Annotated in this window: 20 protein-coding genes; 15 read left to right on the forward strand and 5 right to left on the reverse strand. The window is 68.6% G+C overall.

Translation table 11 applies throughout. The annotated features are described in order from the left end of the window. The first annotated feature begins 36 nt into the window (after positions 1–36). The 4 genes from AC07YH_RS15380 to AC07YH_RS15395 all read left to right on the forward strand — a co-directional run bounded on the left by AC07YH_RS15380 (position 37) and on the right by AC07YH_RS15395 (position 4,646). Positions 37–1,119: an HlyD family secretion protein gene (locus AC07YH_RS15380; RefSeq protein WP_494747845.1), complete on the forward strand. Its 1,083-nt coding sequence runs from the start codon at positions 37–39 to the stop codon at positions 1,117–1,119. Continuing rightward, on the forward strand, positions 1,116–2,654 hold the full coding sequence (locus tag AC07YH_RS15385; protein ID WP_494747846.1) for a DHA2 family efflux MFS transporter permease subunit: 1,539 nt from the start codon (positions 1,116–1,118) through the stop codon (positions 2,652–2,654). The genes AC07YH_RS15380 and AC07YH_RS15385 overlap by 4 nt, the downstream gene beginning before the upstream one ends. Next, complete coding sequence (locus AC07YH_RS15390; protein ID WP_494747847.1) at positions 2,638–4,098, forward strand: efflux transporter outer membrane subunit; 1,461 nt, start codon at positions 2,638–2,640, stop codon at positions 4,096–4,098. Before AC07YH_RS15385 ends, AC07YH_RS15390 begins: the two co-directional genes overlap by 17 nt. Before the next feature lie 110 nt (positions 4,099–4,208). Further along, entirely contained in the window at positions 4,209–4,646 is a 438-nt protein-coding gene (locus tag AC07YH_RS15395) for a DUF2147 domain-containing protein (protein WP_494747848.1), read from the forward strand. On the opposite strand, the gene AC07YH_RS15400 is transcribed toward AC07YH_RS15395, so the two are convergent. The 5 genes from AC07YH_RS15400 to AC07YH_RS15420 are packed head-to-tail and all read right to left on the reverse strand — an operon-like array spanning position 4,640 to position 8,599. Beyond that, complete coding sequence (locus AC07YH_RS15400; RefSeq protein ID WP_494747849.1) at positions 4,640–4,825, reverse strand: hypothetical protein; 186 nt, start codon at positions 4,823–4,825, stop codon at positions 4,640–4,642. The two genes, AC07YH_RS15395 and AC07YH_RS15400, sit on opposite strands and share 7 nt — an antisense overlap. 55 nt (positions 4,826–4,880) lie before the next feature. After that, positions 4,881–5,207 carry a hypothetical protein gene (locus AC07YH_RS15405; protein WP_494747850.1) on the reverse strand — a complete coding sequence of 109 codons (327 nt, stop codon included), beginning with the start codon at positions 5,205–5,207 and terminating at the stop codon, positions 4,881–4,883. Next, positions 5,207–6,715 (reverse strand): GMC oxidoreductase, encoded by a 1,509-nt coding sequence (locus AC07YH_RS15410; protein WP_494747851.1) that lies wholly within the window; start codon positions 6,713–6,715, stop codon positions 5,207–5,209. Before AC07YH_RS15410 ends, AC07YH_RS15405 begins: the two co-directional genes overlap by 1 nt. A gap of 47 nt (positions 6,716–6,762) precedes the next feature. Then, on the reverse strand, positions 6,763–8,226 hold the full coding sequence (locus AC07YH_RS15415; protein ID WP_494747852.1) for a M56 family metallopeptidase: 1,464 nt from the start codon (positions 8,224–8,226) through the stop codon (positions 6,763–6,765). Further along, positions 8,216–8,599 carry a BlaI/MecI/CopY family transcriptional regulator gene (locus AC07YH_RS15420; RefSeq protein ID WP_494747885.1) on the reverse strand — a complete coding sequence of 128 codons (384 nt, stop codon included), beginning with the start codon at positions 8,597–8,599 and terminating at the stop codon, positions 8,216–8,218. Before AC07YH_RS15420 ends, AC07YH_RS15415 begins: the two co-directional genes overlap by 11 nt. A gap of 127 nt (positions 8,600–8,726) precedes the next feature. On the opposite strand from AC07YH_RS15420, the gene AC07YH_RS15425 reads away from it, so the two are divergent. The 11 genes from AC07YH_RS15425 to panB all read left to right on the forward strand — a co-directional run bounded on the left by AC07YH_RS15425 (position 8,727) and on the right by panB (position 14,374). Then, positions 8,727–9,320, forward strand: a complete 594-nt coding sequence (locus AC07YH_RS15425) for a 2'-5' RNA ligase family protein (protein WP_494747853.1) — start codon at positions 8,727–8,729, stop codon at positions 9,318–9,320. Between the two features lie 10 nt (positions 9,321–9,330). Then, the gene (locus AC07YH_RS15430; protein WP_494747854.1) at positions 9,331–9,678 is read left to right on the forward strand and encodes an ArsC family reductase; all 348 of its coding nucleotides are present in this window, start codon (positions 9,331–9,333) and stop codon (positions 9,676–9,678) included. A gap of 74 nt (positions 9,679–9,752) precedes the next feature. Next, entirely contained in the window at positions 9,753–10,472 is a 720-nt protein-coding gene (locus tag AC07YH_RS15435) for an HAD family hydrolase (RefSeq protein ID WP_494747886.1), read from the forward strand. 29 nt (positions 10,473–10,501) lie between these two features. Beyond that, positions 10,502–10,696: a hypothetical protein gene (locus AC07YH_RS15440; RefSeq protein ID WP_494747855.1), complete on the forward strand. Its 195-nt coding sequence runs from the start codon at positions 10,502–10,504 to the stop codon at positions 10,694–10,696. Between the two features lie 9 nt (positions 10,697–10,705). Beyond that, positions 10,706–11,122 (forward strand): hypothetical protein, encoded by a 417-nt coding sequence (locus tag AC07YH_RS15445; protein ID WP_494747856.1) that lies wholly within the window; start codon positions 10,706–10,708, stop codon positions 11,120–11,122. Then, a complete protein-coding gene (locus AC07YH_RS15450) occupies positions 11,122–11,637 on the forward strand; it encodes an RNA polymerase sigma factor (protein WP_494747857.1) in 516 nt (171 codons plus the stop codon). Before AC07YH_RS15445 ends, AC07YH_RS15450 begins: the two co-directional genes overlap by 1 nt. Next, positions 11,634–11,942 (forward strand): hypothetical protein, encoded by a 309-nt coding sequence (locus tag AC07YH_RS15455; RefSeq protein WP_494747858.1) that lies wholly within the window; start codon positions 11,634–11,636, stop codon positions 11,940–11,942. Before AC07YH_RS15450 ends, AC07YH_RS15455 begins: the two co-directional genes overlap by 4 nt. Before the next feature lie 115 nt (positions 11,943–12,057). Beyond that, entirely contained in the window at positions 12,058–12,441 is a 384-nt protein-coding gene (locus tag AC07YH_RS15460; protein WP_494747859.1) for a DUF6249 domain-containing protein, read from the forward strand. A 34-nt stretch (positions 12,442–12,475) separates the two neighbouring features. Then, positions 12,476–13,063, forward strand: coding sequence for an RNA polymerase sigma factor (locus AC07YH_RS15465; protein WP_494747860.1), 588 nt, complete (start codon positions 12,476–12,478; stop codon positions 13,061–13,063). Continuing rightward, entirely contained in the window at positions 13,056–13,436 is a 381-nt protein-coding gene (locus AC07YH_RS15470; RefSeq protein ID WP_494747861.1) for a hypothetical protein, read from the forward strand. The genes AC07YH_RS15465 and AC07YH_RS15470 overlap by 8 nt, the downstream gene beginning before the upstream one ends. Positions 13,437–13,546: 110 nt before the next feature. Then, positions 13,547–14,374 (forward strand): 3-methyl-2-oxobutanoate hydroxymethyltransferase, encoded by an 828-nt coding sequence (gene panB, locus AC07YH_RS15475; protein ID WP_494747887.1) that lies wholly within the window; start codon positions 13,547–13,549, stop codon positions 14,372–14,374. Positions 14,375–14,463: the final 89 nt, after the last annotated feature.

Genomic DNA, 14,463 nt, shown 5'->3' on the forward strand with positions numbered 1-14,463 from the left:
ATTCCCCAAAATCCGATTTGAGACGTGGAGCAGCGCGTGAGCGACGCTGAAGGTTACGAGGCTATCGCCGGCGCCGAGGCGAACGCGGCCAACAGGCGGCGGGAGCGGACCCTGGGTCAGCGGCTGCGCTGGCCGCTGATGATCGGGGTCCCGCTGGTCGTCCTGGCGGGCATCGGCGTCTTCGTCGTGATGACCGGCGGCAAGTCCGAGACCACCGACAACGCCTACGTCCAGGCCACTCGCACGGGCATCAGCACCAGCATCGACGGCCGCGTGGTCGAGATCGACGTCAAGGAGAACCAACGCGTGGCCAAGGGCCAGGTGCTGTTCCGTCTCGACCCGGCCGACTACCAGGTGGCGGTGTCGGAAGCCGAGGCCGCCCTGGCCCAGGCCCGCTTCGACGTCCAGGGCAAGCGCGCGGTCTACAACCAGCGCCTGGCCGATCTGGCCGCCATCCAGGAGACCGCTGCCTACGCCCAGCGCGAGGCCGCTCGCCAGCGCGACCTGGCCGCCGCCGGCGTCGCCACCAAGGCTCAAGCCGATGAAGCCAAGCACGCTGCCGACCAGGCCCAGCGCCAGGTCGCCGTCGTCCAGCAGCAGATCGCCACGGCCCTGGCTGATCTGGGCGGTCGCGCCGACACCGCCACCGAGCAGCAGCCGGCCGTGCTGCAAGCCGCCGCCAAGCTGGACCGCGCCAAGCTGGATCGCTCCTACGCCGCCGTGATCGCTCCGACCGATGGCGTGGTCGCCAAGGTCGAGCAACTGCAGGTCGGCCAGCGGGTCGAGGCGTCCCGGCCGCTGTTCTTCCTGATCTCGGGCAAGCCGTGGATCGAGGCCAACTTCAAGGAAGACCAACTGGCCCACATGCGTGTCGGCCAGCCGGCGACGATCAAGGTCGACGCCTATGACAAGCCGTTGAAGGCCCACGTCGCCAGCTTCAGCCCCGGCACCGGCGCCAGCTTCGCCCTGCTGCCGGCCGAGAACGCCACCGGCAACTGGGTCAAGGTCGTGCAGCGCGTGCCCGTGCGCCTGACCCTGGACGACGCCGCGCCGTCGAACCTGTCGGCGGGGCTCAGCGCCAAGGCCAAGGTGGACGTCCGCTCGGGCAAGAACCGGTGACCCCCAAGGCGCTCCAGGACGGTCACGCCCGCGACATCGCCAATCGCACGCCCATCACCATCTCGGTGATGCTGGCGACGATCATGATCTCGCTGGACACCACGATCGCCAACGTGGCGCTGCCGCACATCCAGGGCAGCGTCTCGGCGTCGGCCGACCAGATCACCTGGGTGCTGACCTCCTACATCGTGGCCTCGACGATCATGACGCCGCTGACCGGCTTCCTGACCGAGCGGATGGGCCGCAAGATGGTGCTGATCGTCTCGATCATCGGCTTCACGGCGGCCTCGATGCTGTGCGGCGTGGCCCAGAACCTGGTCGAGATCGTGCTGTTCCGCCTGCTTCAGGGCCTGTTCGGCGCGGCGCTGATCCCGCTGTCGCAGGCCGTGCTGCTGGACATCAATCCGCCCGAGCGTCACGGCCAGGCCATGGCCGTCTGGGGCGCCGGCGCGGTGCTGGGCCCGCTGCTGGGCCCGGGCCTGGGCGGCTGGCTGACCGACAATCTCGACTGGCGGTGGGTGTTCTTCATCAACCTGCCGATCGGCATCCTGGCGTTCTGCGGCGTGTTCTTCTTCCTCTCCGAGAAGAAGAGCAGCGAGAAGCGCAAGTTCGACACCCTGGGCTTCCTGGCCCTGGCCATCGCCATCGGCGCCTTCCAGCTGATGCTGGACCGCGGCCCCAGCCAGGACTGGTTCGGCTCGCGCGAGATCTGGATCGAGCTGATCATCGCCATCATCGCCGTCTGGGTGTTCGGCGTGCAGCTGGCCACGGCCGAGAAGCCGTTCGTGGCCCGCGAGCTGCTGGCCGACGGCAACTTCATCACCTGCTGCCTGTTCGGTTTCTTCATCGGCATCCTGCTCTACAGCACCCTGGCCCTGCTGCCGCCGCTGATGCAGACCCTGCTGGGCTATCCGGTCGCCTTCACGGGCCTGGTTTCGATGCCGCGGGGCCTGGGCTCCTTCATCGCCATGTTCGCGGTCGGCCAGCTGATGGGGCGGATGAACATCAAGCTGCTGCTCAGCATCGGCCTGGCGATCAGCGCGCTCTCGCTCTGGCAGATGAGCCACTACAATCTGGAGATGGACACGACGTTACTGATCACGTCGGGCTTCCTGTCGGGCGTCGGCACCGGCCTGATCTTCGTGCCGCTGTCGACCATCGCCTTCGCCAAGGTCATGCCGCAGCATCGGGCCGAGGGGGCGGGGCTGTTCACCCTGATCCGCAACATCGGCTCGGCGGCGGGCATCTCGATCATGCAGGCCCTGTTCGTCAGCGGCATCGAGAAGCACCATGCCGTGCTGGTCGAGCACGCCCGGCCCGACAACCCGCTGTACCAGGCCTACGCCCCGAACGTGTTCTCGACCGAGGCCGCCATGGCCGCGTTCAACGGCGTCATCGGCCGCCAGGCGGCGATCCTGTCCTATCTCGACGACTTCCGGCTGATGCTGGTGATCACCATCGCCTGCGCGCCGCTCATCCTTCTCATGCGCACCCCGAAGCCGGGAGCGAAGGCCGCCAATGTCTCCGACCACTAAGCTCATCGCCGTCCTGATGGCGGCTACCAGCCTGACCGCGTGCACGACGGTCGGCCCGAACTTCCAGGCTCCGGAAGCGCCGAAGACCGCCTCTAGCCTCGGTGCGGGCGAGACGGCCCCCGCCGCCGCGCGCCTGGATGCCCCCATTCTAGACTCTGGCGCGGCCAACGCTGGCCCGTGGTGGACGGCGCTGAACTCGCCGGAGCTGGACGCCATCATCCGCCAGGCCCTGAAGGACAGCCCGACCCTGGCCGAGGCCGACGCCACCCTGGCCCAGTCCCAGTCGGCCCTGGCGCAGGCGCGCGGCGTGGCCGGACCTCAGGTCACCGGCAACGCCGGGATCGCTCGCGAGCGCGCCAACCTGCAGGCCTTCGGCTTCACGGGCTTTGGCGATATCCAGCTCAGCAACCCGACCTTCAGCCTCTATTCGGTCGGCGGGGCGATCAGCTACGACCTCGACCTGTGGGGCGGCAACAAGCGTCGCATCGAGGGCGCGACGGCGCGCGCCGAAGCCCAGGGCCGCCGGGCCGAGGCCGCCTATCTCAGCCTCACCGCCAATGTCGCCCTGCAGGCCGCGACCATCGCCACGCTGAGCGCCCAGATCGCCAGCGTCGAGCAGATGATCGCCGACGACCAGGCCAATATCGACCTGATCCACAAGGCCAACGCCCTGGGCGGCTCCACCAGCCTGGCCAAGGTCTCGGCCGCCAGCCAGCTGGAAGAGGACCGCGCCCAGCTGCCGGCCCTGCAAGGCGAGCTGGCCGCCGCCCGCCATGCCCTGGCGGTGCTGGTCGGCAAGGCCCCGGCCGACTGGAACGCCCCGGCGTTCGACCTCTCGACCATGACCCTCGGCGCGCCCGTGCCGGTGGCGCTGCCGTCGCAGCTGGTCCGCAAGCGCCCCGACATCGTGGCCGCCGAGGCCGAGCTGCACGCGGCCACCGCCGACATCGGCGTGACCACGGCCGATCTCTATCCGAACATCAAGCTCTCCGCGTCGCTGACCCAGGGCTCTCTGAAGCCGGGCGATCTCTTCTCGTATGACGCCAGCGGCTGGGACATCGGCGCCGGCCTGACCGCCCCGCTGTTCGACGGCGGCGCCCTGAAGGCCCGCCGCCAGCAGGCCCGCGAGGCGGCCCGCGCCGCCAGCGCCCGCTATCAGCAGACCGTGCTGACGGCCTTTGGCCAGGTCGCCGACGCGCTGTCAGCCCTGTCAGCCGATGAGGCCGCCCTCGCTGCGCACGCCCGTACCGAGCAGCAGGCGACCGAGCGCCTGCGCCTGGCTCGAGTCGCGTTCGACAAGGGTGGCGGCACGCTGCTGGAGGTCGTTGACGCCCAGCGCACGCTCAACGCCGCCCGCTCGGCCCAGGCCCGCGCCCAGGGCCAACGGCTGGTCGACGCCATCCGCCTGTTCGCGGCGACCGGGGCCGATTGGCGCACCGGCTGACCGGGATAGGGGATCGCCTCAATTCCGACGGCTTCATTTTGTCTCACTCAGCGGTTAGCTTCGCGCCGCCTTTAGGGGGCGCAGACGATGAGAGAAGAGCCGTGAAGAGCATGTCGCGTGGACTGGTTGTAGCCTTGGCGCTGTGGGCCGGCGGCGGAGCCGCCTTGGCCCAGACGGCGGCCGCGCCGCGTCCCAGCGATATCTACGGCGTTTGGCGCAACCCCAAGGGCAGCGTCCACATCGAGATCAAGCCGTGCGAAGCTCGCACCTGCGGCGTCGTGGTCTGGGCCAATCCCGACGCGCGCGCCGACGTGAAGAAGAAGAACAACCAGGACCTGGTCGGCATGCAGTTGCTGCGCGACTTCTCCGCCACCGATCCCAACGAGTGGAAGGGCCGCGTCTACGTGCCCGATCTGGACATGACCTTCTCGGGCCAGGTCAAGCTCTTGGACCGCGCCTCGCTGAAGGCCAAGGGCTGCCTGCTGATCCTCTGCAAGTCGCAGACCTGGACGCGGGTCGATCCGACGCAGCGCGCGGCGGCTCAGTGATGGCCGGCCCGGCCTGAACCGCCGGGCTTCTTGCCGCCGCCGTCCTGCTTGTTGACCGTCGCCCAGGCCCGGCTTTCGGCTTCCTTGTCCGGCACGCCCTTGGCCTCGTAGCCTTCGGCGATGTGCTGGGCCTTGCGCACCTGTTTGTCGGTGTACTTGCTCTTGTCGCCCTGGGGCATGGCGGAACTCCTCTGATGAGGACCTAACCGGCCATGCCCGCCCGGGTTCCTGGGGCTAAGCTTCCAGCGACAGCAGAGCCAAGAGCGCGCCTTCGGTGTCGGACAATCGCCAGCCGCGATAGGCGAAGATCGAGCCTTTGCGGAAATCGGCGGCAGCCTGGTCGCGCAGTCGGGGCAGGGCGGCCACGCCGCGTCCGTTGGGGAACAGGCGCTTGGTCAGCATGGCGGCGGTGATGGTCGGATGCTGCTCGCGCCAGGCCCTGCCGATCCGCTGCACGGCGGCGGGGTCGAGACCGGCGAAGGTGGCGTCCGGCGCGCGGGCCAGGGCGGGCGTGGCGGCCAGCGCCACGAGGGCGGCCAGGAGATCGCGGCGGCTGGTCATCAAGCGGTCTCGCTCTTCAGGTGATCGGCCAGGCGCATGCACAGCGCCAGGATGGTCAGGGTCGGATTGACGATGCCGGAGGTCGGGAACACCGAGCTGCCGGCGACATAGAGGTTCTTGGCCTCGTGCAGGCGCAGGTCGGCGTCGACCACGCCCTTCCTGGGATCGGCATGCATCCGCGTCGTGCCCATGTGGTGGCGCGAGGCGCTGGAGGTCGCCAGCAGCTTGTCGCGCGGGATCGACCAGCACAGCCGGCCTTGGCCCGAGGCCCCGAACGCGTCGGCCAGCCCCGCCACCGACCGCTCCAGGTCGGCATAGTCCTTGTCGCCATAGGTCCAGGTCAGGCGTACGCGCGGCATGCCCAGCGGGTCCTTGTGTTCGGGATCCAGGGTCACGCGACTGTCGGGATTGGGGAAGTGCTCGGTCATGGCGAAGTAGCCCAGCAGTTGGGCCTCGTCCTGGCCGCTCAGGCGGCGGATCGTCTGGGTGTCCGCGCCGACCTTGGTGTCGGTCCCCGAAGGGGTGGCCTTGTAGAGGGTGGCGGTGAAGTTGCCGGTCTTCATCCGCGCCTGGGCTTTCAGGCCCGAGCCGATCACGCAGTGGGCCGCCATGCGCTTGGAGGGGGCGTAGAGCTCCATCGGCGCTGAACGGGTGATGGTCACGGCCGAGCCTTCGGTCTCGGCGTCGCCGTCGTTGGAATAGGTGACGTGGCCCTGGAAGAACCGCCCGACCAGGTCGTGGCCGTTGCCCAGGTTCTCCGAAGCCAGCAGCAGGCGGACGTTCTCGATGCCGCCGGTCGCCAGGACGTAACGCCTGGCCTTGGCCTTGTGGCGCTTGCCGTCGAGGCAGGCGACGTCAAGTCCAACGATTTCAGCGCCTTGTCGGCGGATGTTCACGACATTGGCGTAGAGATAGACGGTGATGTTCGCGGCCTCGGCGAACTGGGTGCGCCAAGTGTCGAAGGCCTTCTTGTCGCTGCCGCCGGAGAACCTGGAAAACTCGCGCGGGGCCGGGAAGAAGCCGTCGGCCGGGTCCAGCGCCAGGGGCTGGCGATCGGGCTCGGTGGGCTTGGCCATCTCCAGCGGGAAGCGCGGGATCTCCAGCAGGTCGCAGGCCCGGTCGTAGTAGCCTTGCATCTGCAGACGGGTGACGGGCCAGCCGCTGTACGGAACCCAGGACCGCTCGGCGAAGTCGGCGGGGTCCAGCGGTCCGCACTTGCCGCCCCAGACGTGACCCGAGCCGCCAAGGGCCCGGACGCGCGACTGGACCGGATAGTTGTCGAACGGCCGGTCCGGATTGTCGGGCGCCGTCTGGACGCCGGAGCCGGCGTAGAGGGCCTGGTTGTCCATGTCGATCTCCAGGCCGCCGCTCTCCAGGATCACGACCTTCAGCGGGCCGCCGGCCAGCTCCTTGGCCAGGGTGATGCCGGCCAGGCCGCCGCCGATGATCACGAGATCGGCCTCGATGCGGCTGGCGTCAGGCAAAGTCCGGGCGTCGATGATCGCCATCGTTGAAAAACTCGCTGATTTTGTTGGGGAAAGTGCGGGGCGCAGCGTTAGCTGCGTGCGCCCCGGCTCTTCAGGTAGTTCACGACGGCGCCATGGCCGTTCTTGCGGGCCTGGCTCAGCGGCGAACGCGTCTCGCCGGCATTGGCCACGACCGCCCGGTTCACGTCGGCGCCGTGCTCGACCAGGTAGGTGACGACGGGCAGGCTGCCGGCCTGGGCGGCGTTGATCAGCGGGGTCTCGTCGCCGGGGACGAAGATTTCGATATTGGCGCCGCGGTCGACCAGCAGGCGGACGATCTCCAGGTGACCCGAGATCGCGGCCTGGATCAGCGGGGCGCCGTCGCCGCGCACGGCCAGGTTCGGATCGGCGCCGGCGGCCAGCAGGGCCTGGACGATGTCCATGCGGCCCCGACGGGCGGCCTCGATCAGCGGCGAGCCGTCGCCCGGGAGGATGGCGTTGACGTCGGCGCCCAGGCCGATCAGCTCGCGGACGGCGACGATGTCCTTGGCGCGGACGGCTTCGAACAGCGGCTGGCTGAGATGGCGGGCGACGGCGCGCTTGGCTGCGTCTGGGCTCTGCTGGACGACCTGCGCGGGCTGGGCGGCCCAGGCGGCGACGCCGGCTGACAGGCTGAGGATGGCGACGGCGGCGGCGCCGGCCAGATGGCGGGCGCGGCTGGAGTGGTGTCGGGCGAGCAAGGTGAAACGCTCCTTCAATTGGGTGTTGGCCGAGGCAGGCCAGTGGCAGCCCATCGGCGGGGCGAAGGCGGCCAGCTGGGTCTTCAGCATGGCCTCGCCATAGGCGCGGCGGGTCTTGGGGTGACGGGCCAGCACGGCGGCGTCGCAGGCGATCTCCTGGTCGATCCGCAGCACGGTCGCGCCCAGGTGGACGAAGGGATTGAACCAGAACAGGCACCGCAGGCCGGTGACGACGGCGTTGATCTGGGCGTCGCCGACGGCCAGGTGGTTGCGCTCGTGGGCCAGGATCAGGGCCTGTTCCTCGGGCGTGAAGCGCTCGGCGAAGTCGGCGGGCAGAACCACGCACGGCGCCAGGGCCCCGATCACGGCTGGGCCGACGCCAGGACGCTCGGCTAGCAGCAGGCTGGCGTCGTCTGTGGTGCTGAGCCGGCCCAGCGACCGGACGAACCGCCGCTGGCGCTCGGCCTGGACGATCAGGCCGGCGAAGGCGATGAAGGCCCACAAGCCCAGGACGATCTCGGCGATCGGTAGGGGCTTTGATGAGTTGGGAGCGAGCGTCACGGACGGGGAGGACGCCGGCGCTTGCGGGACGGCCATGACGGCCGGCTTGGCGACGACAGGCGCGGGCAGGGTGACGGTCCGCGCCGGGATCAGCAAGGCCAGCACCGACAGCGGCGCGATGAGCCACAGGGCGTAGGCGCTGCGGGCGCCGAACGCAGCGCGGACCGGCTTTCGCAAGGCGAGCGCCAGCAGCACCGCCGCCGCCAGGGCCAGGTTTGCCTTGGCCAGGAACAGGATCAGCTCACTGGTCATCGTCGATCTTGTCCAGCAGGCGGCGCAGTTCGGCGATGTCCTCGGGGTTCAGCTTCTCGCGCTTGGAGAAGTGGCTGACCAGCGGCGCCAGGCGGCCGTCGAACAGGCGGTCCAGCAGGCCCTGACTCTCGGAGTCCACATAGTCCTCGCGACCGACCAGCGGGCGGTAGAGGAAGCGGCGACCGTCCTTGTCGGCGGCGATCGCGCCTTTCTTCAGCAGGCGGTTCAGCAGGGTCTTCACCGTGCCCTCGGCCCAGCCGTGGTCCTTGGCCAGGAGGGCCAGGACGTCCTCGGCGGGCTTGGGGCTGTCGGCCCAGAGCACCTTCATGACTTCGCTCTCGGCGGCGCTGATGCGTTGCGGGTTCGTATCCATGCTCTGACGATTACGCACGTAAACGATCCCGTCAAGCCAACGATTACGCGCGTAAACGAAATGTAATGCGGCGTTGGCCGGGAAAGCGAAGCGGCGTAACCCTGGCGACGAGACAGGAGGCGCCGGAATGGCCGAGACATTGCAGATGGGCCTGCCGGGCTTCGACCCGCCGACGCCGACCGACCGGCTGATGTTCCTGCTGTATCCGGACGCCGCCACGGCCGAGAAGATTGCGATCGAGGCGCGCCGCCTGCGCGAAAGCCTGGGCTTGCGGGGCCAGCCGCTGCTGACCGACCGCTTTCACATCACCCTGCATCACCTGGGCGACTATGTCGGCCTGCCCAACGACATGGTGACCAAGGGCAAGATGGCTGGTGACGCGCTCTCGGCCGCATCGTTCGAGGTGGTCTTCGACAAGGCCGTCAGCTTCGCCAACCGGCCGGGCAACAACCCCTTCACGCTGCAAGGCGGGGAGGGCGTCGCCTCGCTGATCGATTTCCAGAGGGCGCTGGGCCTGAAGATGGCCGGCGCGGCCCTGAAGCCCGACAAGCAGTTCGTCCCGCACATCACGCTGCTCTACGACGGCCAGGTCATCCCGGCCCAGGACATCGCGCCGATCCGCTGGACCGTGGACCGCTTCGTGCTGGTGCAGAGCAAGCTGGGCCAGACCCAGCACATCGTGCTGCGGAGCTGGGATCTGACCGGCGCGGGAATCGCGTAAGAGGCCTGCCATGACCCCGACGATGTACGGCATCAAGAACTGCGACACGGTCGCCAAGGCTCGCAAGTGGCTTGAGAGCCGAGGTCAGGCGTATGACTTCCACGACTACAAGGCCGTCGGCATCGATCGCGCCACGCTGGAGGGCTGGGTCCAGGAGCATGGCTGGGAAACCATCCTGAACCGCGCCGGCACGACCTTCCGCAAGCTGGACGAGGCCGACCGCACCGACCTGACCGCCGACAAGGCCATCACCCTGATGCTGGCCCAGCCGTCGATGATCAAGCGTCCGGTTCTGGACCTGGGCGACCGTCGCCTGGTCGGCTTCAAGCCCGAGATCTACGAAGCTTCACTGGGTTAAGCCGCGAAAATCATCCACGCTTTCCCTCGCGCCTTCCGCGAAGTTTAAGACGACAACTTCCAGGGGATCAGTCTATCACTGGACGGAAGGTCCCGCGTCGTCGCGGGCCATGTGGGGGTATTGGACGCGTGGGGGACGCTGTCTCGCGATACGAGCTGGTCATCTTCGACTTCGACGGCACGCTGGCCGACAGCGCCGCCTGGATGATGCGGGCTGTCAATCCGATGGCGCGCCGGTACGGCTTCAAGACCGTCACCGACGAAGAGATCGAGATGCTGCGCGGGCGCAGCACCCGCGAGGTCATCCGCTATCTGGGCGTCTCGCCCTGGAAGCTTCCGCTGATCGCCCGCGCCGGCAAGAAGCTGATGGCCGCCGACGCCCACACCATCCCGCTGTTCCCCGAGACCGCCCGGATGTTGCGCGCCCTGCACGCGTCCGGCGTCAAGATCGCGGTGGTCAGCTCCAACAGCGAGGCGGTCATCCGCCGGGTGCTGGGCGAGGAGCTGGGCGATCTGATCAGCCTCTATGCCTGCGGCGCGTCGCTGTTCGGCAAGGCCCGCAAGTTCAAGCAAGTCACCCGCCAGGGCGTCTCGCGCGACAAGATCATCTGCATCGGCGACGAGACCCGCGACATCGAGGCCGCCCGCGCGGTGGGCCTGGACTGCGGCGCCGTCACGTGGGGCTACGCCAAGCCCTCGATCCTGGCCCAGCACCAGCCCACGGTGTCCTTCGCCACGATGTCCGAAATTATTTCGTACGTCGGCGCATCCAGCGTGACGGTCGGCGGCGACTAACCTTCGAAAGCGCGAATGATCGCGCCTGTTTGAAGGACCTGACCGTGGCCGACCTGTTCCGTGACTTCTGGTGGCTGATGTTCCCGATCGGCGCCATGGCGCTGGGGGCCTTCCGCTCATGGCTGGACTACCGCGCCCGCCGCGAGGTGGTCGAGACGCTGCGCGAGCTGGCCGCCAAGGGCCAGGAACCGCCGGCCGCCCTGGTCTCGGCGCTGAACCGCTAGGAGCATCCGATGTCAGAGGACATTTTCCGTCAGTTCTGGTGGCTGATCTTCCCGCTCAGCTGGTTCGTGTTCGGCGCGTGGCAGTCGTGGCTGTCGTACCGCGCCAATCGCGAGACGCTGGACCTGATCAAGACTTACGCCGCGTCCGGCCGCGAGCCGCCGCCCGAACTTCTGGCCCGGCTTAACAAGCGCTGGCACGGCGACGACGAGGAGCGTGACGAGCGTCCGCGTTATCGTCGCCGTCGCGAGCGCAGCTGGTACCAGGTGGTGCTGTTCGGCGCGCTGGCCAGCGGCTTCACCGTCGCGGCCGCCACCGACATGTACGGCGCGGGCGAGGCCTTCGTGATCGTGGCCTTCGTGCTGGGCGCGCTGTGCCTGGCCACCCTGGTCCAGGTGATCCTCGACCAGAAGGGTCCGACCATCTGATGGAAGCCGCGCTCGTCCGACAGGCGCGCGCGGGCTCCCAGGCCGCCTTCGCGCGGCTGGTGGCGATCCACGAGAAGCCTTTGCGGGGCTTCCTGCGCAAGAGCGGCTGGATCGACGCCGACGACATCGCCCAGGAAGCCTTCGTGGCGGCCTGGGCGGGCCTGCCGAGGCTGCGCGAGGACGAGGGCTTCCGGGCCTGGCTCTATGGCGTGGCCTGGAAGAAGGCCCTGTCGCAGCGACGCGGCGCCCAGCGCGCCGCCGCCCGCGACGAGGCCTGGCGCGGGGAGCAGGAACTGGAGACCGCCGCCGAAGTCGGGGCCGAGGACCGCATGGCCCTCGAAAAAGCCCTGGCGACTTTGCCGGAAGACCAGCGAGCCTGTGTCACGTTGTGTCTCGGCCAGGGCTGGTCGCACGCCGAAGCCGCCGATGCGCTCGGGCTTCCCCTAGGCACGGTGAAATCGCATGTTACCCGTGGTCGCGAGCGACTGCTGGCCGTTATGGGAGGTTCTCGATGAACCTGGACGATCAACTCGCCGCCTTCCTGGGTGAAGAGCCCAAGCAGAGCCGCGCCGACGTTTTCACCGCCGAGGTGATGCAGCGGATCGAGCGCCAGATGTTCCTGGACCGCCTGACGACGGGCGCGGCCGGGGCGGTGGTCATCGCCCTGGTGCTGTGGGCCTGTTCTCCGGTGTTGAACCGGGCGGTGGAGATCATCGCGCCAGGGCTGGCGCCGGTCGCGGCCCTGGGGGCTTTCGTCGCGGCGGCCTTGATGGCCGGCGGCCCCTCGGTATGGCGTCGGCTGGGTCTTTCGATCCGCTAGACTCGTCTTACGAAAGTTTCATCCCGGCGGGCGCCTCCAAACAGGACCGTGAACGCCTCTTACTAGTGAAGGCGGCGCGGGGGCGTCGTCCAAACAACTCGTTGGAGGATTTAAAATGGGTCCTGAAATCATCGTTCCGCTGGGCGCCTTCGCCATGGTCGCCGCCATCGTCTGCCTGCCGTTCTACTTCAAGAGCCGCGAGCGTCGTGAAATGCAGCGCACCCTGCGCGTGGCCATCGAGAAGGGCCAACCGGTCCCGCCCGAGGTGATCGAGGCCATGAGCCGCAGCGTGAAGACCCCGCCGACCCGTCTGCGCGACCTGCGCACCGGCGTGATCTGGCTGGCCATCGGCATCGGCATCGGTCTGGCCACCTCGCTGGGCGTCGTTCATGGCGACAGCGATTTCGACGGCTTCGGCATCGCCGTCATTCCCGCCGTGATCGGCGTGGCCTTCATCGTCCTCAGCTTCTTCAATCCGAACAAGGAAGAGCGGGTCTAGGACGGCTCGCGAGCCTTGGGAGGGGCATGATCCAATGGGCACGGAACGCCCACCAACCGGTCACGATGTCGAACTCGCAGCCCAAGCGGCGGCGGGCGACCGTAGGGCCTACGGGGAGCTGGTGCGCAGGCACGGCTCGGCCGTCCGGGGGCTGCTGCGCCGCCTGGGCGCCGACTCGGCCACCGCCGACGACCTGGCCCAGGACGCCTTCATGACTGGTTTCGAACAGGCGGCCGAGTTTCGCGGGGACGGGACCTTCGGGGCCTGGATCAAGAAGATCGCCGCGCGGCTCTATCTGAAGAAGGTCAAGCGCGACACGCGGCTGATCTTCTCGGACACCGTCGAACCGGTCGAGGACGTGATGGTGCGCGACGCGTCGGGGGACGCGGCCAGTCGCATCGATCTCGACGAGGCCCTGAAGACGCTGTCACGCGGGGAGCGCCTGTGCGTTTCCCTGTGCTACGGCGCCGACTGGTCCCACGCCGAGGCGGCCGAGGCCTTGAATATCCCGATCGGCACGGTCAAATCCCATGTCAAACGTGGTTTGGATAAACTCCGGGCGAAACTCGCCCGATCAGAGGCCCAACCTGAGAAAGGGGCGAGGAGGGAAGCTCATGGCTGAACCCGATTTCGAAGCCCAACTGTCACGTCTGTTCGCCGAGCCGCCGTCGTTCCCCGACGCGGCTCTGTTCAACGCCGAGGTCGCGGCCAAGCTGGACCGGGGTTGGGCGATGCGGCGGATGTTCATCGCCATCGCCGGCGGCGCGGCGGGCCTGATCGCGGCCTTCCAGCTGTTGTCGACTCGTTTCTCGAACGAGGTCGCGCAGCTGTCGAAGAACGGCAGCCACACGCTGGAGAACGAGATCAACGGCGCCGTGACCAAGTTCAACGCGGTGCTGACGACCCCGTCCAGCGCCGAGGCCGTTTGGCTGGCGGCGGGTCTGGCCGTCGTGGCCATCGCGTTCTTCGTGACGCGCGTGGTCGAGGACTTCTGAGGTACGCGCCGTACTGTCCTGAGCGGTGTTATCGCCGTTCATGTTGCGGTGCGGCGCGATCCGGCCCACAAACGGCGCCTTGAAAGACGCCGCTTGAGGGAGCGCTCGCCCTGTCCGCCCATCGTGAAGAGACGGTTCGCCGTCTGGCCGCCCCCGACATCGCCGCCCGCAAGGGCGGCGTGCCCATCGTCTGCCTGACGGCCTACACCGCGCCGGTCGCCGCCGCGCTGGACGACGCGTGCGACCTGCTGCTGGTCGGGGATTCGCTGGGCATGGTCGTGCATGGCCTGCCCAATACCGTCGGCGTGACCATGGAGATGATGATCCTGCACGGCCAGGCGGTCATGCGCGGCTCCAGGAAGGCCATGGTCGTGGTCGACATGCCGTTCGGCTCGTACGAGGGCGCGCCCGAGGAGGCCTACGCCAACGCCGTGCGGATCATGAAGGAGACCGGCGCCCAGGCGGTGAAGGTCGAGAGCGGTCCGACCGTGCCGGCGACCATCGCCTATCTCACCCAGCGCGGCGTGCCGGTCATGGGCCATGTCGGCCTGCGGCCCCAGGCGGTGCTGCTGGAAGGCGGCTTCAAGGCCAAGGGCAAGGACGAAGCCGGCCGCGCCAAGGTGCTGGAAGAGGCCCGCCTGACCGCCGAGGCCGGCGCCTTCGCCATCGTCGTCGAGGGCGTGGCCGAGAGTCTGGCCCGCGAAGTCACCGAGGCCGTCTCGGTCCCGACCATCGGCATCGGCGCCTCGGCCGGCTGCGACGGCCAGGTCCTGGTCGTCGACGACATGCTGGGCCTGTTCGACTGGACCCCGAAGTTCGTCCGCCGCTACGCCGACCTGAAGGGCGAGATCACCCGCGCGGCGGCCGACTACGCGCGTGACGTGAAGGATCGCAGCTTCCCGGGCGAAGCCGAGACCTATTACGCCAAGAAGGCCTAAACGCTTAAAAGGGCGCGTTGCGGCTCAGCGCGGCACGCTATAGGTTCGCCGCCTCGGCGAGCGGCCCTCCGCCCGCCACAATCTGTCTT

It is taken from the genome of Caulobacter sp. GW456-12-1-14-TSB4, assembly GCF_059424195.1.

Bases quoted from the DNA above. Each gene is read 5' to 3' on its own strand.
- AC07YH_RS15390 (WP_494747847.1), top strand. From the start codon at position 2,638: ATGTCTCCGACCACTAAGCTCATCGCCGTCCTGATGGCGGCTACCAGC.
- AC07YH_RS15395 (WP_494747848.1), top strand. From the start codon at position 4,209: ATGTCGCGTGGACTGGTTGTAGCCTTGGCGCTGTGGGCCGGCGGCGGA.
- AC07YH_RS15400 (WP_494747849.1), bottom strand. From the start codon at position 4,825: ATGCCCCAGGGCGACAAGAGCAAGTACACCGACAAACAGGTGCGCAAG.
- AC07YH_RS15405 (WP_494747850.1), bottom strand. From the start codon at position 5,207: ATGACCAGCCGCCGCGATCTCCTGGCCGCCCTCGTGGCGCTGGCCGCC.
- AC07YH_RS15410 (WP_494747851.1), bottom strand. From the start codon at position 6,715: ATGGCGATCATCGACGCCCGGACTTTGCCTGACGCCAGCCGCATCGAG.
- AC07YH_RS15415 (WP_494747852.1), bottom strand. From the start codon at position 8,226: ATGACCAGTGAGCTGATCCTGTTCCTGGCCAAGGCAAACCTGGCCCTG.
- AC07YH_RS15420 (WP_494747885.1), bottom strand. From the start codon at position 8,599: ATGGATACGAACCCGCAACGCATCAGCGCCGCCGAGAGCGAAGTCATG.
- AC07YH_RS15425 (WP_494747853.1), top strand. From the start codon at position 8,727: ATGGCCGAGACATTGCAGATGGGCCTGCCGGGCTTCGACCCGCCGACG.
- AC07YH_RS15430 (WP_494747854.1), top strand. From the start codon at position 9,331: ATGACCCCGACGATGTACGGCATCAAGAACTGCGACACGGTCGCCAAG.
- AC07YH_RS15445 (WP_494747856.1), top strand. From the start codon at position 10,706: ATGTCAGAGGACATTTTCCGTCAGTTCTGGTGGCTGATCTTCCCGCTC.
- AC07YH_RS15450 (WP_494747857.1), top strand. From the start codon at position 11,122: ATGGAAGCCGCGCTCGTCCGACAGGCGCGCGCGGGCTCCCAGGCCGCC.
- AC07YH_RS15455 (WP_494747858.1), top strand. From the start codon at position 11,634: ATGAACCTGGACGATCAACTCGCCGCCTTCCTGGGTGAAGAGCCCAAG.
- AC07YH_RS15460 (WP_494747859.1), top strand. From the start codon at position 12,058: ATGGGTCCTGAAATCATCGTTCCGCTGGGCGCCTTCGCCATGGTCGCC.
- AC07YH_RS15465 (WP_494747860.1), top strand. From the start codon at position 12,476: ATGGGCACGGAACGCCCACCAACCGGTCACGATGTCGAACTCGCAGCC.
- AC07YH_RS15470 (WP_494747861.1), top strand. From the start codon at position 13,056: ATGGCTGAACCCGATTTCGAAGCCCAACTGTCACGTCTGTTCGCCGAG.